An 18890-nucleotide genomic window follows, 5' to 3' on the forward strand; every position below is an offset into this window, starting at 1 on the left:
CAAAATAACTCTTGAACAGTAGTAGCTCTTTTAGCATGATGAAAAAGGATTTTTAATCGAATGCAACGATAAAAAGGAGTTTTTTCAGATGACGTTTCAACGGATGAGTCTATCATTTGGCTTGAAGGTAACAGCATGCTTAGTATGGGCTCTTTCACTTCAAGCTGCAACACTTGAAGTATTATGGGTAAAAAAAGGGGAGGAGCCATCATTTCTTTCCCAATTTGGGGTTCTCAATGAGAATGCACCGCCCACGCTACGGTTGCCGCAAAATACAGTGAATCATGCAAAAAATACATTGCGTTTTGTGCAGGGGCGCGTCGATGACAATCAAATAAGCCATGTGCGATATGACCAATATTTTCTGGGAGTACCTGTATGGGGTGCTCAGTTGATTTATCACTTAGGGAATAACTCAATAACGCTAACAGGACAAGTTATAGCCCATATCGAAGAGGATATTAAAACGCTTGATACTAAGCTCTCAGCCGAAGACGCTAAACAAATTGCATTTTCAAAGATCCCTGGCAATAAAGAACCAGTTATCAAAAAAATTGTTTATTTGAAATCTAAATCAAGCAAAGCAGTACTAGCATATTTAATTTCTTATTGGGCTGAAACCCAAGAAGGACGTTCATTCCCACATTTCATCATTAATGCCAATACGGGTAAAACTTTGCGGTTCTGGAATGGTCATGAAAAGGCTGAAATAGGACAAGGACAGGGTGGAGTAACTTTTAGTAATTTATCCTATCGACCTGGACGTTATCAGTTTGGAACTTATTTTGCTGGCTTAAATGCATTAGGAAAATTGAATGTAGTTTACAGAACAGGAACTTGTACGATTAATAATCCTTTGTTCCAGGTGGTTAGTTTGGAAAATCAAGCACAACCAAATTTGCCCTTTACGTTACCTATTTCCTATGCGAATGCTCAAAAATATCAATTATTACCCTTTAGCTATGCTTGTTCATCGCCTAACTATCTAAATTTAAATGATGGTGGATTTGCTCCTGTTAATGATGGATTGTCGCCTATCAACGACGTTACTTATTTTATTCAGCAAACATTTGATATGTATCGAGTGCAATATGGATCTAGCGCTCCCATAGGTTCCAACTTACCTATTCGAGTGTATGTACATTTAGATGATTTTGATAATGCAGAAGCTTGCTCAACATCTTGTATGCGTGAATCAGGAGTTGCAGGCCCACAGCAATTAACGTTTGGTAATGGCAGTTCAGAGAATGCTCCTTATAGTGATATAGGGACATCTGGGCATGAATTTGCTCATTTGGTGACGGGTTATTTTTCTAATTTAATTTACGAGAATCAATCGGGTGGAATCAATGAATCGTTTTCGGACATGGGAGAGTTTGCTCTTAAAAGTTATTTGAGAAAACGTTATCCCTGGATTTGGAATGGCAAAGATTGGACTATTGGTTTAGATATTAGCAAAATTAAAAAAGCATCTCGTTACATGAATAATCCTCCACTGGATGGTCATTCCATTGGAAATGCTGCGAATTTTGTCCGTGGCATGGATGTTCATTATTCAAGTGGTGTTTTTAATAAAGCATTCTATTTGTTAAGTACAACACCTGGTTGGACAGTAGAGAAAGCGTTTCGCATCATGTTTGATGCCAATATGCATTACTGGATTCCTGCCTCGACCTTTGACTATGCTGCTTGTGGCGTTATTCAAGCAGCTTATAACCGCGGTTATCCTCATCAGGATGTTATCAATGCTTTTAGTCGAGTAGGGGTGACTTGTCTTGTAGGCGAAGCTCCACTAATGGCTTAAGAAAATAAGGATATAAAATATGAAAAAGCTGTGTTTTTTTATTGGCGCGTCCTTTTTAAGTATGGTGCTTCACGCCAATAATTCAGGCGACTATTTTAGTGGTTTTTATTTAGGGGGTGGATTAGGCTTAATTAATTTTGATACTGATCAAAGCATGGTTTTTGATCCCTCTAAAGTTGCTACAGCCTATCGTTACAATCTCAGCGCCTCCGAAAGTGATAATCATTTTTTAGGTACAGTTTACTTGGGCTATGGGTATCAATTTAATAGTCCCCTTTATATTGCTGCAGAAGCCATTGCCGAATTTGCAAAGCCTTCATTTGAGTGGTCAAATAGTAATATTTATTGGCGTGTGAAGCAAAATAATGCCTATGGTGGCCGATTAAAATTAGGGGTTGTCCACAATAATTGGTTGGTTTATGGTCTTGGCGGCTGGGAAATGGTAAGGATTAAGCGCAACGTTAGTTTTATTTCCGGTGGCATATACAATAGTGGCACTATGTTATTGCAAAATGTCAGCTCAAGTGATTCACAAACCATCGGCCAATTAGGTGCAGGATTGGATATCGCCATGAATGATCATTGGGCTGTGCAATTTCAGTATGCGCATAATTTTTACGATGATAGCAATGATGGGATTAATCATATGCTAATTACCTTCAACAATCCTAAGGGTAATTATCATAGCGATTTAAATTCCAATGAAGGAACGATTGGTTTACGCTATAGGTTTGGTTGAATCTACACAAAGAACTTCTAGGTATTCAAAGAGGCTTCTGTTTCTGCTCTTGAGCCTGCTCAGCTCTTGCAGGCTCTGTAAAATGTATTTCTTGCGGCCATGCTTCTTTCACTTTATAGCCTAATTGACCTTTCTTATTGCCTCCAAAACTGTAGAGAGTTCCTTTATCCGATAGACAGAGCGTATGATGATTACCAGCCGTGATATCGACGATAGTCTCCTCTTGCAATGAAATCACTAAGGTCGGTGATTTAATTAACAAACCTTTAGTTTTTTTTCTGTCGATGCCCAATTGTTCCTGATAATTAAAACCCATGGTATAGAGTTTACCTTTTGTTGTTTGGAAAATGGAGAAGCCATCACCCGCTGCAATTTTCGCAATCGGCAAATGTCCTACAGCAGTAAGTAAGACAGGTTTTACACCAATTTCTTTTATTTTTATTCTGTGACCTAGCTCTCCCTTTGTATTTGCTCCGCACCCGTACACTTGCCCTTTATCTGTTAAGAAAAGAGTATGCCAGACACCTAAAGCTATCGAGACAATTTTTGTATGACTTAAGGCATTAATAAGATGGGGGGTGGTTGTATCGTAAGGGGAGACATTGACTTTGCGTTAGGATTGTAGCCGAAGCTATAGACTGCCCCTTTATCTGTTATACACATGGAGTGATAAGGGCGTACATAAATATTGGTAATCACTTCGTGTTTAATTTTTTCCATCAATTCAAACGATGGTTCTGTCTTTTTGGGATGAGCAGGTATTTCCCATTTATAAACATTACCTTCAGATGTTAAGCATAAAGCGTGGGTGCTGCACAAAGCCACATCAGTAATTTTTTTATCCAAAGGTATTTTTATACGCTGTGGCGTAAAATCGCCTGTGTTCATTGAAGATAATTCTGTCTCTGAGTTGACTTCGCATAGATAAACTTTTCCAGTAAGGCTCAATAGCAGAATGTGGTGATCACTTACAGCAATTTTAACAATAGGAATAGTGCCAAAGACTGAAAAATTGTTAACAGTATTAGGCGGTAAAGAAAGTTTTCGTGGATTGAAGTTTTTTGAAGAGTGTAGGTATCGTCCCCACACATAGATTTCATTCTGATTAGAGAGATAGATACTTGAGTTTTCATTGGCATGAATGGTGATATGAGACATGTTCTTGAAAAAAAGTTCTTTCAAATGATAATTCTGATAGAAAAGACTGATGTTGGATTTTTTATCCGCTCCAGGAGGTCGGCGGTTTGAAATTTCCCAGTTAATAAAATAAAAAGCTGTTTTAAAATCAAGAAAATTAAACGCTAAATAACAAATTACCTCAAACGGTAAATTGCTGATAGTGGTAGTAAGTGTCTGATTACTGGATGGCATGTTATTTATTAGGGTGTAATAACTGAACCATAGTAGCATAGATGGCCTTTATCAAAAAGTTCCTGATAAAACCATCCTTTGCCTGTGGCTATGCTCCCACTGTTGATGTTAGAGTGACTTCCTGTGTTTGTTCTGTCTTCTCTCTAACTTCTTCTTTAGATACTTTATTGACAGTTGCATTAAAAAATGCATGTTTTGTCTTGGATGGTAATTCACTATCATCGTATGAAACGTGTTTCTTTTCTCTACTCCTTATCCATGAATTTGCATAATGAAACGCTATTGGGCATCCAGCCAGGGTTATTTCCATATTATCTGCTAAAGACGACAGTTTACAAACGTTCTCTTTGAGGTTGGAGGCAGTGAGTTTTTCAACAGGGAATTTTGTCATTTCTTCAGCAGTAAGAGACGAGCTATCTTTTCTGTCGTTATAGGTTAGAAACTCAGCGATTGCATCGCAAAGCGAGTAAATTGCTGCCCTTATTGTAAGAGGTCTTCTTTTGTTGCTTTTATCGACTGACCCTACCTGAAAAGGGTATCGTTTTGCGTCCATCTGGGTGGATTTTTCATATCCAAACCCATATTGTTTTTGATGTTGTTTGACTGTCAAATTAATATGCTTGAGAAGCATTTCATTTGATTTTGTTAACACAGTTACATTATTTATCCATGCCACTAACTTTTGAAAGAGAGCTACAAAGATATTCTTAGAGGCTGCAACTGAATAGTTTTTAGGGTCTAAGCCTAGTGCACGACTGGTTTCTTGAATCAGCTGCTCTGAGGATTTTATGAGAGCTGCTTTCTTCTGATTTATAGCATCTTGCTGGGCTGGTATTTGTGCTTTGGGGTTGTTTAACAAGCGCAAATTAAAACTAATATCCAATATTGAATTCATAAACTTGGCCGCAAGTGCTTTATTTTTTTCCTCGGATAATGTGTTTAGGAAATCTTTATCAAATGCACTTAAAGTGAAATTGTTTGCTTCAATCTTGTCAACACTAAAGTCGAAGTCAGTGAAGAGTGTTAGTTCTGAATCGAACTTGGCATAAGTGGCTAAGGCTTTTTGAATTGTTGTGCGTAAAATAGGATGCTGTGGAATTACACCAAGAGCATCGTTATTTCCTGCAACCTCATAAATTTGTTTATAAGGTTCACCTAGCCTTCGTAAAAGAGCTTGATAGTAATCTAAAACTGCAGAAAATTTTCCCACAAAACCGAGTTCAGGGGTATCGGCCTTAAATTTTGTATCCTTGGTAATATTAGGTCGCAAATCAGTATCTAGGTAATAACCACCTTCATAATAAAGAGCACAATAACGTATCAAATCGCTGACGGAGGCTAAATTTCGATGGCCGATCGCCTCTCGTAGTATGTTGATAATTAAGTCATTGGTTTCTTTGTTAGAAAAGATAGGTTTGTTTTTTAAGTTTTCAAGCAAGGTATGAATATTTCGCACTTCGACATTAAAACTTTTAAGAGAGGCATGAATATCGCCACTACCTTCTTCGAGAGTCATCTCATCAAATCCTTTTTGAATATGTTTTTCATCGTCCGTCCATAGAATAGTTTTAAACCCTGATGAACGACTTGCTCTTGACAAATTAATGATAGACTTAAGATCATCTGCTTGAATTTGTCCACCTACCCAAACATAGTGGAATAAAGAAGGAATAGGTTCTAATTTAAATTCAGTATGCTCTTTCATAGATAACTCCGATCACTGTGTATGTATAAATATTAATCAAATGGTATTTATTTTGAAAACGAAACTTTGGGAGAATGATATTCTTAATTGGAATACAGTCAGAGAATGAAAGCATTTTGTTCATGCCTACTTATAAAATTATGGGCATGAACAAAATGGGATAAGCGAGACGTAGTCTTGATAGTTGTTTAAGCAAACATTCTGTGTTTAGAAGGTAAACCCGGTTGTCACTGCTGCGTCAACTAGGCTATTTGTTGCTGCTGCTTTGCTAACTGATACATCAAAAAAGGAATGTTTTGTCCTGGATGGTAATACACTGTCATCGAAGGAAACTTTTTTCCCTTGTCCTTTTACCCACGAACCTGCGCAATTCATTTCAATCTGACATCCTGCCATAGTTGTTACAGTCCAATCGTCAACGGAAGCTGCGACAGAGATAGTTCGAGCATTTTCTAAAAAATTAGAGGCTGTGAATGTCTCGCTAGGAAATCGTTTCATTTCCTCGGCATTAAAAACAGAGCTATCTTTTTTGTCGTTATAATATAGAAATTCAGTGATTGCATCATAAACTGAGTAAATTGATGCTTTTACAGTATGAGCAAGTCTTTTATTGTATTTATCGTTCGTTCCTGCTCTGGGGTATCGTTTTGCATCCATTTCGGTGGCTTTTTCATATCCCAAACCGTATTGTTCCTGATGTTGTTGAATTTCTAAATTAATATATGTGAGGATTAATTCATTTGCTTTTGTTACCACTGTTTGTTTTTCTTTTCTTTTAAAGAGAGCGGTAAATATATTCGTAGAAGTTCCAACTGAATATTTTTTAAGCTCTAAACTTAGTGCGCTACTGGTTTCTTGAATCAGTTGTTCTGAGGATTTTATGAGTGCTACTTTCTTCTGATTAATAGCATCTTGCTGTGCTGGTGTTTGTGCTTTAGTATTGTTTAACAAGCGCAAATTAAAACTGATATCCAATATCGAATTAATAAATTTGGCTTTAAGCACTTTATTTTTTTCATCGGATAATGCATTTATAAACTCCTTTTCAAACAAGTTTAATTTAAGCTTATTTGTTTTTTCAATTTTTCCAACGCTTAACTCTTTTAGGAATATTGGCTCTAAATCAAGTTTAGTGTAAGCCGCTAGGATTTTTTTAATTGCTACGCGTAAAATAGGATGTTGCGGAATTACTCCTAAAACATCGTTATTACCATACATCGTATATTCTTTTTTATAGGGTAAACCCATACTTTTTAAAAAGGTTTGATAAGCAGTCAATTGTGGATGAAAATTTCCAATAAAACCGAGTACTGGGGTATCTGCCTGAAATTTTGTATCGCTAGTAATAATAGGCCGCAGATCGGTATCAAGATAATAACCGCCTTCGTAATAGAGAACACAATAGCGTATCAAATCGCTGACGGAGGCTAAATTTCGATGACCAATCGCCTCTCGTAGTATGTTGATAATTAAGTCGTTGGTTTCCTTGCTAGAAAAAATAGGGTTGGTTTTTAATTTTTCAAGCAAGGTATGAATATTTCGTACTTCGACATTAAGGCTTTTAAGAGAGGCATGGATATCACCACTACCTTCGTTGAGAATCATCTGATCAAACTCTTTTTGAATATGCTTTTCATCGTCAGTCCATAGGATGGTTTTAAAACCTGAAGAGCGACTTGCTCTTGACAAATTGATGATAGACTTAAGATCGTCGGTTTGAATTTGCCCACCTGCCCAAACACGATGGAATAAAGTAGGGATTGCTTCACGCTTCAATTCAGTTTTCTCTTGCATTTGTAACTCCAGTTGCCTAAGTGGTCAAACTTTAATCAAATAGAGCTTATATTGAAAACGAAATTTTGGGGGGAGAGATATTCTTAATTGGAATAACGTTTTTGCTACGCCTTGGTTTTCTCATTCTACTTCTTGGATACCTAGGACAACCCGAGGCACGTAGGCCCCTGAAAAAGAGGGCCATAGTAATAGAAGGCACGTAAATGCTATTTGCGATGACGTTGTTGTAAGCATGTGATCAAATCATAAAAACTAATTTCACACGCTTGGAGTAAGACTAATAAATGAAATAATAAATCAGAAGCCTCACTAATGAGTTCTTCCTGTTGATTTCCCACCGCTGCAATTACAGTTTCAACGGCTTCTTCACCAACTTTTTGTGCGCAACGGGCAACCCCTGAGGTTAATAATTGGGTCGTATAACTACTGGGATTACTATTTTTTGAGCGTTGAGCTATCAATTGGATGAGCTCATGTAAGAAATTAAATTGTGATTCGATAGGTTGAAAACAGCTGGCTAACCCTAAGTGACATGCAGGACCTGCAGGAGTTACTTGTACCAACAAGCTATCGCCATCACAGTCTGCGGCAATAAAATCGACTTGCATGGTGTTATGTGAGGTTTCACCTTTGCGCCATAATCGTTGTTTGCTGCGACTAAAAAAAGTAACTTGTTTTGTTTCTAAAGTGATAGCTAATGCTTCTTCATTCATATATCCAAGCATAAGTACTTTGCCGGTTCGATTATCTTGAATGATTGCTGGTAAAAGCCCATCCATTTTTTTCCAATTTAAATCATTAAGTTGCAGGTTCATAACCTTACCTCTATCTTGTTTTCTGCAAGGGCACATTTGACTTCATTGATACTTACAATTTTGTCATGGAAAACACTTGCAGCTAATGCTCCATCAACATTGGCCTGCTGAAATACCTCAACAAAATCATTCAATTTTCCTGCTCCTCCCGAGGCAATCAAAGGAACCTTGGTAATGGAGCGGATAAGCTGTAGTTGCTCAAGGTCGTAACCATTTCGCACCCCATCAGCCTGCATGCAGTTAAGGACAATTTCTCCTGCACCTCTGTCTTGAACTTCTTTAACCCAGTCCAATGTTTTTCGTTGAGAATTTTTACTTTTAGTTTCATCGCCAGTGTATTTATAGACATAAAAGTCATTATCAATCCATTGGCTATCAATGCCTATGACGACGCACTGGCTCCCAAAAATACGACTTAATTGATTAATTAAATCAGGTGTTTCAAGAGCGGGGCTATTGAGCGACAATTTATCAGCACCTGCGTGCAAAATTGCTTTCGCTGTATCGACATTACGGATTCCACCGGCTACCGTAAATGGAATATTGATTTTAGTAGCTACTTGATTGATCCACTCCCTTGAGACAGAGCGTCCATCGCTGCTTGCGGTAATATCATAAAAAACTAACTCGTCTGCACCTTCCTGAGAATAGATGTTGGCAAGGCTTAAGATATCGCCAATAACACGGTGATTACGAAATTGAATACCTTTAACGACTTGATTATCGCGTACATCAAGACAAGGAATGATACGTTTAGCTAACATCCGCACTCTCCTTTAAATAACGGCCCAAATCAAAATCGGTTTCATAAAGCATACGGCCGAGAATCGCCCCTGAAACACCAAGTGAGCTAAGTAGATTTAAATCATCTTCGTGACGTATACCTCCTGAAGCTTGCCAGGCAATGTTTGGGAAACGTCTGATTGCTTCTTCGTAGAGCTTGAAATTAGGTCCAGACATCATTCCATCCTGGGCAATGTCCGTGCATAAAATTTCACGAATTCCCAATAATTGATAATAACTAACAATTTGCCACAAATTGTTTTGAGTAGTAGTTTGCCAACCGTGAATTGCCGGTCTTGGAACTCCTTGTTGAATATTGACATCCAATGCCAAAACAATGCTCTCAGCGTTTGCCTGTTTAATGATTTGTGATGTTAAGTCAGGATTTGTTACTGCAATGCTGCTTATGACAAGTTTGTTAATGCCAGCATCAAGACAGGCCTTAGCGCTCGCAAGACTACGAATACCACCACCGAGTTGGATAGACATATTTGGTATTTTCATGGTTTGGATTAATGGAAGTTGTTGAATCTGTCCGACTTGAGCACCGTCCAGATCGACAATATGTAACCGTGAAGCTCCCTCAGCGGCATAACGTTGAGCAAGTAAAGCAGGTGAGTCTTGGTAAATTGAAACCAGATTAAATTGCCCTTGTCGTAATCGCACACATTGACCTTCTTTTAAATCGATGGCTGGAATGATTAGCATAGACTCTCCAACTGTAGAAAATTATTGAGTAGTGTTAAGCCCACTGTTGCTGATTTTTCAGGATGAAATTGCATGCCGTATACATTTTGATACTGAACGATGGCTGTGAATTCCTGATTATATTGACAACGAGCTACTGCGTTTTCTGCATCCAGCAGAGCATAGCTATGAACAAAATAAACATAATCTTTAGCTGATAATCCCTGAGCGAGGGGGGAGTTTTTTTTCCAAATTAATTGATTCCAACCCATATGGGGAACTGGATGATTTTCATTAGGTGTTAAGCGTTTGACACAGCCAGGAATGCGTTTTAAACAAGAAATGTTTTCTTCTTCACTGTAATCCATGAGTAATTGCATGCCAAGACAAATTCCTAATAAGGGTTGTGACAGCTTAAGTAAGGTATCGATCAATTGATGGTGTTTTAACGCTGCCATTGCTGTCGCGGCGGCACCCACGCCAGGCAAAATAACATGACTCGCTTCTTTGATTTGAGTACTATCGTGAGTAAGAATATAGGGATAACCTAGTTGCTTAATTGCATTGGTTAGTGACGTTAAGTTATTTCCGGTTACATCAATTACAGCAATCATAATATCCCCTTGGTTGACGGTAGATCCCCATCACATTGTGCGCACGCTTGACGTAGGGCGCGTCCTAAAGCTTTAAAGCAGGCTTCAATCATGTGATGATGATTTTTACCGTTAACTGTGACATGAATTGTCGCCCCAAGAGCACTGGCAAGAGACTGAAAGAAATGCGGGACCATTTCCGTGGGCATATCACCTACAAATTCACGCGTAAAATTACCTTCAAAAACGCAATAACTACGACCGCAAAGATCAAGGGCGATCGTGGCTAATGCTTCGTCCATTGGCAAGGTAAAACCGTAGCGGGCGATTCCCCATTTATCACCTAAAGCCTGTTTAAAGGTTTCACCTAAGGCTAAAGCTGTATCTTCAATAAGATGATGTTCATCAACTTGAGTGTCACCCTTGGCCTGTATCTCTAAACCAAAACCACCATGCTTGGCAATTTGCTCTAACATATGACTAAAAAAACCAATGGGGGTATCGATTTTTGTACAGGCATTATTGTCGAGTGTCAGCTTGACTTCGATTTCTGTTTCTTTCGTGATGCGACGAATCAAACCTGAACGTTTCTGACTTAATATAGTTTGTGCTATTTTGTCCCACCCGTGTTCATTGTTCACAGGCAGAAAAGAGACCCCTATATTGTCTGCAAGTTGTCTATCTGTGTCTCTGTCGCCAATAACCCAGCAATTGTTACGATCAATGAGTGTATCCTTTAAAAAATCAAGTAATAGTCCTGCTTTTGGTTTACGGCATAGACAATTATCCATGGATCGATGAGGGCAAATAAAGATATCGCTAAAATAAATACCCTGCGATGCAAACAAATGAAGTATATATTTATGACAACGTTGGAAAGTTTCTTGCGGAAAGCTATCAGTACCTAAGCCATCTTGATTGCTTACCATAACCAATCTAAAACCTGCCTTATTTAAAGCCAGTAAATTAGGGATTACATGTTTGCACAACTTAATTTTTGCCAGATCATCAACCTGAAAATCATCAGGTTCTTCAACCAAGGTACCATCTCTATCAATAAATAAAACTTTTTGCATTACTTTTTCCTGTTAGGGCTTAAATGAATTTAAGGTGTCTAGCAATCGTTCATTTTGTCTCTCATCACCCACAGTAATTCTCATCATGTGCTCCAAAGGGCGATGGGCAAAATGGCGTACGGCAATATCATGTTTTGCAAACCACTCACTTAAAGATTGCGCATGCGAACTGGCGACTAAAATGAAGTTGGTATGACTTGGATAAATGGTTTCTATCCAGGGCGATTGTTGAAGTTTTGTAATCAGCGATTTGCGTGCATTTAAAATATATTGAATATTGGTGGCAAACCATTCTTTATTTGCTAAAGCGTTTTTTGCCAAGGCTATTACGGCACTTGAAAGTGTATAGGGAGGCATTGAATTTCGTATGGCTTGTATAAGCTGGGGTTGTGCGATGACAGCACCAAGACGAAGGCCTGCTAATCCACATGCTTTTGACAGCGTGCGAAGAATGATTAAATTATCAAAAGAAGAAAGCAGGGTAGCTGCACTTTCTGTTTCCGAAAAATCAATATAAGCTTCATCAACCACAATGACTGCCTTATTCGTGAAGTAATCACATAAACCGGCTATTTTCTGCAGCCCAAGCATGCTTCCTGTGGGATTATTGGGTCGACATACCATGATTAACTTACAATTAGGTTGCCATGTATCGATAAGTTTTTCTGTTGAAAGTTGAAAATTATTCTCACTTTCTAACGGACAGTTAAGTACCTGAGCTTGTTGTAGTCGTGCATAAAAGGCATACATTGGGAAGGTAGGGGGACATTGTAAAATGCTGTCTGTTCCAGCACGCAAAAATAGACGCATGATTAAATCAATGCCATCGTCACTACCACGTGTTAGTACAAGTTCCTGGGATTTTACGGTGAAATAGTCAGCCATAAGTTCTTGCACTTGTTGCTGTTGTAATGCTTTAGGGTAGTGGTTTAAAGGTATCTGATTAAAGGTTATAGGCGACCACGGGAGTTCATTGGCATGTAAACGTACGCCTAATTCATCGCCAGTCGGTATATAAGGTTTGATATCCCGTAAATCAGGACGTATTAAATCTAAAACAGACATGTCTAAATTCTCCATTTTTATTGATTATTCACAGCCTTCCAAAACTTCCATACGAAGTTTAATGGCATTCGCATGAGCATCTAATCCTTCAATGAACGCTAAAGTCTGTGCTGTATTGCTTAAATTCATTAGTCCCTGAGGATTGATATGCTGCACACTTAATGTTTTCAAAAAATCCATAGTGCTAAGTCCGCTATGATTTCTTGCATAGCCGTTAGTAGGTAACACATGATTACTGCCTGTCGCATAATCACCAAGTGTTTCCGCAGCCCATGGTCCTAAGAAAATAGTGCCTGCTGCCTGGATATGAGGCAACCAGGATGTCGCATCAATTCGATTAAGAATTAAATGTTCTGGTGCATAATTATTGATAATAGTGATTTGCTCAAAAGGATCTCGACATATCAAAATTCTACTATGGTCTAAAGCTTGCTCAATAATTGCTTTTCTGGATAAAGTCGCAAGTTGTTCAGTAATGGCTTTCTTAACCTGATTAGCGAATTCCTCGCTTTCGCAAATTAAAAGAACTTGTGAATCTACACCGTGTTCGGCTTGGGCAAGTAGATCCGCTGCAACAAAGAGAGGATTTGCTTTTTCATCTGCTGCAATCATCACCTCTGAGGGACCTGCAGGCATATCAATTGCAGCACCAAGAGGGTCGCTTGCCACCTGACTTTTAGCTTCAGTAACAAAACTATTTCCTGGTCCAAATAGTTTATCAACTTTGGTTATTGACTCTGTGCCATAGGCCATTGCCGCAATCGCTTGCGCACCGCCAATTTGATAAATAGTTTCTATTTGACAAAGCCGAGCTGCGACCAATAGGTGAGGATCAAGTTGTCCGTTAGGATTAGGCGGTGTGCATAAAATTTTAATTGGACAACCAGCTACCTTGGCAGGAATAGCCTGCATGAGAAGTGAAGATACTAGTGGTGTCTTATTTCCGCCTGGCACATATAATCCGACTTTAGTAATAGGGCGATAAACCCGTTCAATAGTCACTCCTTCAATAGTATTGAATGATTTGAATTCTGGCAGCAGGCTTTGGTGATACGCGGTAATTATTGTTATCGCCATCGAAAGAGCATCCAATGCAGAAGCATTAATTTTAGCATTACAAATAAGTTCAGAGGGAACCTGTAGTGAGGGCAAATCAATGCCATCAAAGGCACGGGTTAAAGCATATAAAGCTGCATCCCCCTCGGTTTGTACAGTTGCAATAATCTCGGCTACTTGCTTTTGGAACGTTTTATTTTGTTTAGGTCTTGCCAAGACTTTTTTTTGTTCGTCAATTGAAATATTTTCCCAGAAATAACTAGTTAACATGCACATCACTCCAACATTTTTTCAATGGGCAAGACTAAAATTGAACTTGCGCCTAAGGCTTGAATTGTTTCAAGGGTATTCCAAAATACACCTTCACTCGATACAACATGAACGGCTACCTTGTCAGGACTTGCGGGTAAAGGCAAAATCGTGGGTGATTCTGCGCCTGGTAGTTGTTCACAAATCCGTTCCAATGCAAATTTGGGCGCGTGGAAAAGAATGTATTTCCGCTCCATAGCTTGTTGTACAGCTTGAATGCGACGTTTAAGAGTCATAAACAACTCTTGGATAGGTGGTTCGGGAGAAAGGGTAGTTCGTATAAAAGTCGCTTGACTGGCTAGAATCGTGTCGACCTCAATTAGTTTATTGTCTTCCAATGTTTGCCCGCTCGACACTAAATCACAGATAACATCTGCCATGCCCATTCGGGGAGCTACTTCTACCGACCCTGACAGGACAAGATTTTCTGCACAAATTTTGTGTTCTTCCAGATACTGATTGAGCAGGTGAGGATAGCTGGTGGCTATTCGTTTTCCTTCAAGACTTCCAGGTCCCTCGTATTCAAATGCTTCGGGAACTGCTATGGATAGGCGACAACGGCAACTGCCAAGAGGCAAAACAACGTCATAACGTCCATCAGCAGCAAGCGCTGCCTCAAACAAGACATTTTCGCCAACGATTCCTCCATCACAAAGTTGATCGAAAATTAAGGTAGGAATGTCATCATCACGAACAAACAGTAAATCTATAGGAAAATTTTCAACATGGGTTAGTAAAGCATTTTCTTTAAGTCTAAATATTAAACCACAGCGTTTTAATAAAGTGAGTGATTCTTCTGCTAAACGGCCTTTTTTCTGTAAAGCCAAACGTAAGCGTTTTTTCACGACTGCTCCAATCGTTCTGCAATTAATTGATAACCACCACTACCTAGCGTGAGGCAGCGTGCGACGCGTGTAATTGTTGTTACACTGACTCCAGTTTGTTCATGGATAGTCCGATAGGGGATATTTTTACGTAGTAAAGGGACAACTTCCCAGCGATCGGCCATGGCTTCAATCTCTGCAGGTGTACATAGGTCAGTAAAAAAATCCAGCGCCTCATCTTTATTTTTAATCAGACTAATCGCATGCATAAGTTGATGAATTGAATGTTGTTTGTGTGGATGTGATTTCATGGTAACGTATTAACGTAGTAGAACATTAACACATTGTAACGATCGCTCTCTTAACTGTCAATATAATTTGACAGTAGGAATCATTTAGGTTGAGATGATGTTTTTGATTTTGGAGAAAGGGATGTTATTGAAGAGAGAGCAGTCTTGTTTGTTGCTTATCGATGTTCAGGAAAAATTGACCCCTCACGTTAAAGAGCCTGCAAGATTATTAGACAGATGTGCCTGGTTGATACGTTTGGCAACCGAATTGAAAGTACCTTTATTAGTCAGCGAACAGTACCCAAAAGGTTTGGGAGGAACAATCGAACCTTTAAAATCCTTAGTTTCACACTGTCAATGTAGCGAAAAAGTCCATTTTTCTTGCTTTCGTGAGCCGTCTTTTAAGAAAAATCTTGAATCTGTAGAAAAGAAACAAATGGTTCTGATAGGCATCGAAACTCATGTTTGTGTTTTACAAACAGCAATTGATTTACAGGAGGCTGGCTATAGCGTGTTTGTGGTTGTTGATGCTGTCAGCAGTCGCTCAGAAATAGATTATAAGTATGGGCTTAAACGGATGAAACAGGCAGGCATTCAATTGATCACCGCTGAAATGGTATTTTTTGAATGGGTAGGACAGGCCGGGACAGCTGAATTTAAAGCATTGAGTAAAGCCTACTTAATGTAGCTATTAAAAGGAGTAGTCAATGAATCTGGATAATCAAATCGCTATTATCACTGGTGGAGCCTCTGGAATGGGAAGGGCATGTGCGCAATTGCTAAGTGAGCATGGAGCCAAGGTTGTGGTTTGGGATAAACAAATTGACAATCAACCTGAGAATATTGCCTTGGCGTTAAGCTGTGATGTGAGCTCTGAAAAGGATGTAGAACAAGCTATGCAGCAAACGATTGCTAAAATTGGCCGACCTAGAATTTGCATTAATTGCGCTGGTATTGCTCCTGCCAAACGCATGGTTGGCAAAGAAGGCGCCATGCCATTATCTGATTTTAAGCGGGTGATTGATGTTAACTTAATTGGCACTTTTAACGTGATGCGTGTGGTTGCTGAAGCGATGACTCATTTGGAAGTGGAAAGCAAATCACAAGAGCGAGGCGTTATTATCAATACTGCATCAATTGCTGCTTTTGAAGGACAAATTGGGCAAATGGCCTATAGTGCGTCAAAAGGAGGAGTTGTTGCCATGACCCTGCCCGCTGCCCGTGAATTGGCGCAATTTGCTATTCGCGTAAATACAGTGGCCCCCGGACTCATAGCAACACCCATGTTATTAAACATGCCTAAAGACGTGCAAGACAGTTTGGCGGCAACAGTGACTTTCCCCAGACGACTGGGAAAACCTGAGGAGTTTTCTGCGTTAGTGCTGCATATTATTGAAAATACTTTTATCAATGGTGAAATTATTCGTCTTGATGGAGCATTACGTATGCAAGCACGTTAGATTAGATAAATTCAAGTGCGTCAATCTATGTAGCTCCTGCTTTCCTTCATAAGACAGAGGCTACATAGCTTATTGCAATTGCGTTAAAAATCGCTTCTTATCTGTGTTGAAGAAGTATTTTCTTTAGTTGATGGATTCGTGATGCTATTCTGAAAATTAAAAACTGTAGAAAACTTTGTGATTAGTTCAGAAAGTTTTTTGGTGGATGTGAGAGTTCCTTCTTGGCTGAGTGAATCTTCGTTTTCGCTCTTTAGATCAACTTTCTCCATCTCCTGCAGATTTTCCTGTAAAGAGGATAAAAGAGACGTTATATTATTAATATTTTTGAAAAACTCTTGATGCATTTGAGTTATATTTTCAAATTGCTCCTTCATTCCTTGTAATTTGCTTAATGACTTTACTCGTTGTCCCAAGTCATATTTTTTTTCAAGCTCACTAATTTCTTGACGAAGCTTGTCTAGTTTTTGTGCCTGCTTTTTTTGTGTTCTGCTTATTTGTCCATTTTTTGAGCGTATACCCCGAAGTTCCTGTTCTTTATAATGGTACTGAATTCTTTTGTTGACAAGTTCTAATGAGCCTTCCAGCATTTGAACCGTGGCTTTTTTTAGCATATCAATATCGTCAAATTTAATATCTAAACTTTTGATGATTTTTTCAAGAGAAACAATTGTTTGACCCGTTCGAATTTGTGCGTGTCGGTAGCTACTTGTTCCTGTGAGCTTTAACAATTCTCTGTTGGCTTCATCGAGGTGCTCGATTAAAAGCTTTATTTCAGCGTCAGTACTTAGTCGTTTTATTGCATGACTAAGGTGCTTTTCAACAAAGTCATCTGCTTTTTTCTGCAAAATTCTTGTGCTGGGAGTATTTAACACAGGTAGTCCTAAAGCGGATATGCGGGAGCTACAATAATCAATTTCATCACTAATGCTTTCATTTATTGGTTTTAAAAGAGTTTGATTTAAATAATTTTTGAGCAAAAGGCGATACTCTTTTAAAAATTGAATTGAATCAAGTGTCCTATCTCTATTTGCTAAAAACGCCTGTTTAAAAGGATGATCTGTAGCAGACATCACAAAATAGGCTAGAGGCAATCCTGTCTTGTTATCAGGTACACAAACTGAAGCGCCATGTTTTAATAGAACTGATAAACAATCAGTCATTGGAAATTGTTTATCATGTCTTTCAAAACAAAAATGAACGGGTGAGGAATATTTTTGACCTTTAAAGGTAATGGGGTAGTTAAGATTAAAATCACCATAAGTTAAAACAAAGTCTAAAAGCGCACTGTTCCCTTTTTGGAGTGCAAGAAGAATGTATTTTTCATCAAGTAAATGGTGCCAGGAAACTAATTTTTGGGCTAGGTCTAGCTGGTTTTCCAAAAGTAGTGCGGGCAGAATTTTTTCTCCCAGTGACCGCACCTGCAAATGTAAGTTTTGCAGTTCTGAAATTATTGTTAAATCGAAATCTGTATTTTGTTCGTATTTTAAAGAAAAATTTTCAATATTTAAAAGGAGCTCTTCGATGCCATTAGCTTGTGAAACTCTATCTAGTTCTTTCAATGATGAGAGCTGGGAGTTTAGTTTATTTAGTGTTTCGTGGGCACCATGCTGTTTTTTTACTTTGCGAATTTGATGGGTAGTAAGCACATTCGTATTTTCAGACGCTGTATCATTGTCTTGAGTCCTCTCAGTTTTTGTTTCTTCACTCTCATGTTCTGTTGTCGATGACAATAGGTCTGTGGATTGCTCGTCAATACTTGTATCCCTAAGGGATTCGATCTCTGCTGGTGCAGAATCAATTGATCTTTTAAGACTTAAATAGAAGCGTAAAATACTCTTATAGTTGCCATGTTTAACTAAAGGAATTAAATATTCCAACGTGTCACAAAGGCTATTTAATTTGTCAAGATATGCTTTCTTGTTTTCATCTTTCTTTTGAAAGAGCATTGCTGCTTCTTGTTGAAGCTTAGAGTAGCGTTCTTCTAATTCTTTAATTTTTTCACAATGTCTTTTTCGTAGTTCAGCTATTATGGGTTGTACATTTGTTGTAGCTAAATTAATAAATTCGCTCTCAAGTTTTTCTGCCTCAATTGGTGTGAAGCCTTCTTTATCTTCTCTGGAAAAAACCGCTTTCATTGTGAGTTCGTCATTTGCATTAAAGTACACATGAAGACGAAAATTTTTGCCGTTAGCATCAGAAAAATAAGCGGTGTAATGATATTGGCTTAACTGGGGATTACTACTGTTTTCAGTTTCATAAATACTGATATGGTGCTGAGTTAAGGTGTATTTTTCAATCCCCTTACCTAGGATTACGGGTTGATTATGGTCTAATTCGAGACGATAATATTTGCTATCCTCTTTATTGCGATCCAATTCTACTTGTTTGCATTGAGGTATTGGTAGGTTCGCTGAGAAAAGCAAATCAATGAAGTTGAAAAGTGTATTTTTTGACATAGATACTCTGCCTTTTTGATGATCAGAGCATGGTCACATAAATAGTATTTTTGGTCAATAATT

18 protein-coding genes are annotated in these 18890 nt (G+C 38.5%); 4 read left to right on the forward strand and 14 right to left on the reverse strand.

Annotation, left to right across the window (positions count from 1 at the left end):
- The first annotated feature begins 88 nt into the window (after positions 1–88).
- A complete protein-coding gene (locus LHA_RS06455) occupies positions 89–1804 on the forward strand; it encodes a M4 family metallopeptidase (RefSeq protein WP_082060308.1) in 1716 nt (571 codons plus the stop codon).
- A 19-nt stretch (positions 1805–1823) separates the two neighbouring features.
- Complete coding sequence (locus LHA_RS06460) at positions 1824–2543, forward strand: outer membrane protein (RefSeq protein WP_045105815.1); 720 nt, start codon at positions 1824–1826, stop codon at positions 2541–2543.
- A gap of 25 nt (positions 2544–2568) precedes the next feature.
- Here LHA_RS06460 and LHA_RS06465 read toward each other — a convergent pair whose 3' ends face one another.
- The 13 genes from LHA_RS06465 to LHA_RS06525 form a co-directional block, all read right to left on the reverse strand.
- A complete protein-coding gene (locus LHA_RS06465; RefSeq protein ID WP_331709234.1) occupies positions 2569–3111 on the reverse strand; it encodes an RCC1 domain-containing protein in 543 nt (180 codons plus the stop codon).
- Positions 3099–3953, reverse strand: coding sequence for an RCC1 domain-containing protein (locus tag LHA_RS06470; protein WP_045105817.1), 855 nt, complete (start codon positions 3951–3953; stop codon positions 3099–3101). Before LHA_RS06470 ends, LHA_RS06465 begins: the two co-directional genes overlap by 13 nt.
- A 49-nt stretch (positions 3954–4002) precedes the next feature.
- Complete coding sequence (locus tag LHA_RS06475) at positions 4003–5619, reverse strand: glycosyltransferase (protein ID WP_045105818.1); 1617 nt, start codon at positions 5617–5619, stop codon at positions 4003–4005.
- A gap of 207 nt (positions 5620–5826) precedes the next feature.
- The gene (locus LHA_RS06480) at positions 5827–7413 is read right to left on the reverse strand and encodes a glycosyltransferase (RefSeq protein ID WP_045105819.1); all 1587 of its coding nucleotides are present in this window, start codon (positions 7411–7413) and stop codon (positions 5827–5829) included.
- A gap of 206 nt (positions 7414–7619) precedes the next feature.
- Positions 7620–8228 (reverse strand): bifunctional phosphoribosyl-AMP cyclohydrolase/phosphoribosyl-ATP diphosphatase HisIE, encoded by a 609-nt coding sequence (hisIE, locus tag LHA_RS06485; RefSeq protein ID WP_172480796.1) that lies wholly within the window; start codon positions 8226–8228, stop codon positions 7620–7622.
- The gene (gene hisF / locus LHA_RS06490) at positions 8225–8992 is read right to left on the reverse strand and encodes an imidazole glycerol phosphate synthase subunit HisF (protein ID WP_045105821.1); all 768 of its coding nucleotides are present in this window, start codon (positions 8990–8992) and stop codon (positions 8225–8227) included. Before hisF ends, hisIE begins: the two co-directional genes overlap by 4 nt.
- The gene (gene hisA, locus LHA_RS06495; protein WP_045105822.1) at positions 8982–9719 is read right to left on the reverse strand and encodes a 1-(5-phosphoribosyl)-5-[(5-phosphoribosylamino)methylideneamino]imidazole-4-carboxamide isomerase; all 738 of its coding nucleotides are present in this window, start codon (positions 9717–9719) and stop codon (positions 8982–8984) included. The genes hisF and hisA overlap by 11 nt, the downstream gene beginning before the upstream one ends.
- Positions 9713–10312, reverse strand: a complete 600-nt coding sequence (gene hisH, locus LHA_RS06500) for an imidazole glycerol phosphate synthase subunit HisH (RefSeq protein ID WP_045105823.1) — start codon at positions 10310–10312, stop codon at positions 9713–9715. Before hisH ends, hisA begins: the two co-directional genes overlap by 7 nt.
- A complete protein-coding gene (gene hisB / locus LHA_RS06505; protein WP_045105824.1) occupies positions 10309–11367 on the reverse strand; it encodes a bifunctional histidinol-phosphatase/imidazoleglycerol-phosphate dehydratase HisB in 1059 nt (352 codons plus the stop codon). Before hisB ends, hisH begins: the two co-directional genes overlap by 4 nt.
- A 12-nt stretch (positions 11368–11379) precedes the next feature.
- Positions 11380–12432 (reverse strand): histidinol-phosphate transaminase, encoded by a 1053-nt coding sequence (gene hisC / locus LHA_RS06510; protein ID WP_045105825.1) that lies wholly within the window; start codon positions 12430–12432, stop codon positions 11380–11382.
- Positions 12433–12456: 24 nt separating this feature from the next.
- Positions 12457–13758, reverse strand: a complete 1302-nt coding sequence (gene hisD / locus LHA_RS06515) for a histidinol dehydrogenase (protein ID WP_045105826.1) — start codon at positions 13756–13758, stop codon at positions 12457–12459.
- Between the two features lie 5 nt (positions 13759–13763).
- On the reverse strand, positions 13764–14642 hold the full coding sequence (gene hisG, locus LHA_RS06520; RefSeq protein ID WP_045105827.1) for an ATP phosphoribosyltransferase: 879 nt from the start codon (positions 14640–14642) through the stop codon (positions 13764–13766).
- A complete protein-coding gene (locus LHA_RS06525) occupies positions 14639–14932 on the reverse strand; it encodes a YerC/YecD family TrpR-related protein (protein ID WP_045105828.1) in 294 nt (97 codons plus the stop codon). Before LHA_RS06525 ends, hisG begins: the two co-directional genes overlap by 4 nt.
- 121 nt (positions 14933–15053) lie before the next feature.
- Here LHA_RS06525 and LHA_RS06530 point away from each other — a divergent pair, with 121 nt between their 5' ends.
- Both LHA_RS06530 and LHA_RS06535 read left to right on the forward strand, forming a co-directional pair.
- Positions 15054–15599, forward strand: coding sequence for a hydrolase (locus LHA_RS06530; protein ID WP_045105829.1), 546 nt, complete (start codon positions 15054–15056; stop codon positions 15597–15599).
- A 19-nt stretch (positions 15600–15618) separates the two neighbouring features.
- Positions 15619–16371, forward strand: a complete 753-nt coding sequence (locus tag LHA_RS06535; RefSeq protein ID WP_045105830.1) for an SDR family NAD(P)-dependent oxidoreductase — start codon at positions 15619–15621, stop codon at positions 16369–16371.
- Positions 16372–16454: 83 nt separating this feature from the next.
- On the opposite strand, the gene LHA_RS06540 is transcribed toward LHA_RS06535, so the two are convergent.
- Positions 16455–18827, reverse strand: a complete 2373-nt coding sequence (locus LHA_RS06540; protein ID WP_045105831.1) for a hypothetical protein — start codon at positions 18825–18827, stop codon at positions 16455–16457.
- Positions 18828–18890: the final 63 nt, after the last annotated feature.

Origin of the sequence: Legionella hackeliae, from assembly GCF_000953655.1 — a bacterium.
GTDB lineage: Bacteria > Pseudomonadota > Gammaproteobacteria > Legionellales > Legionellaceae > Tatlockia > Tatlockia hackeliae.

Coding starts and splice junctions, on each gene's coding strand:
- LHA_RS06470 (WP_045105817.1), bottom strand. CDS start 3,953: ATGCTACTATGGTTCAGTTATTACACCCTAATAAATAACATGCCATCC.
- hisH (WP_045105823.1), bottom strand. CDS start 10,312: ATGATTGCTGTAATTGATGTAACCGGAAATAACTTAACGTCACTAACC.
- LHA_RS06525 (WP_045105828.1), bottom strand. CDS start 14,932: ATGAAATCACATCCACACAAACAACATTCAATTCATCAACTTATGCAT.
- hisD (WP_045105826.1), bottom strand. CDS start 13,758: ATGTTAACTAGTTATTTCTGGGAAAATATTTCAATTGACGAACAAAAA.
- LHA_RS06540 (WP_045105831.1), bottom strand. CDS start 18,827: ATGTCAAAAAATACACTTTTCAACTTCATTGATTTGCTTTTCTCAGCG.
- hisIE (WP_172480796.1), bottom strand. CDS start 8,228: ATGAACCTGCAACTTAATGATTTAAATTGGAAAAAAATGGATGGGCTT.
- LHA_RS06455 (WP_082060308.1), top strand. CDS start 89: ATGACGTTTCAACGGATGAGTCTATCATTTGGCTTGAAGGTAACAGCA.
- LHA_RS06475 (WP_045105818.1), bottom strand. CDS start 5,619: ATGAAAGAGCATACTGAATTTAAATTAGAACCTATTCCTTCTTTATTC.
- LHA_RS06480 (WP_045105819.1), bottom strand. CDS start 7,413: ATGCAAGAGAAAACTGAATTGAAGCGTGAAGCAATCCCTACTTTATTC.
- hisF (WP_045105821.1), bottom strand. CDS start 8,992: ATGTTAGCTAAACGTATCATTCCTTGTCTTGATGTACGCGATAATCAA.
- LHA_RS06530 (WP_045105829.1), top strand. CDS start 15,054: ATGTTATTGAAGAGAGAGCAGTCTTGTTTGTTGCTTATCGATGTTCAG.
- hisC (WP_045105825.1), bottom strand. CDS start 12,432: ATGTCTGTTTTAGATTTAATACGTCCTGATTTACGGGATATCAAACCT.
- hisB (WP_045105824.1), bottom strand. CDS start 11,367: ATGCAAAAAGTTTTATTTATTGATAGAGATGGTACCTTGGTTGAAGAA.
- LHA_RS06460 (WP_045105815.1), top strand. CDS start 1,824: ATGAAAAAGCTGTGTTTTTTTATTGGCGCGTCCTTTTTAAGTATGGTG.
- LHA_RS06535 (WP_045105830.1), top strand. CDS start 15,619: ATGAATCTGGATAATCAAATCGCTATTATCACTGGTGGAGCCTCTGGA.
- hisA (WP_045105822.1), bottom strand. CDS start 9,719: ATGCTAATCATTCCAGCCATCGATTTAAAAGAAGGTCAATGTGTGCGA.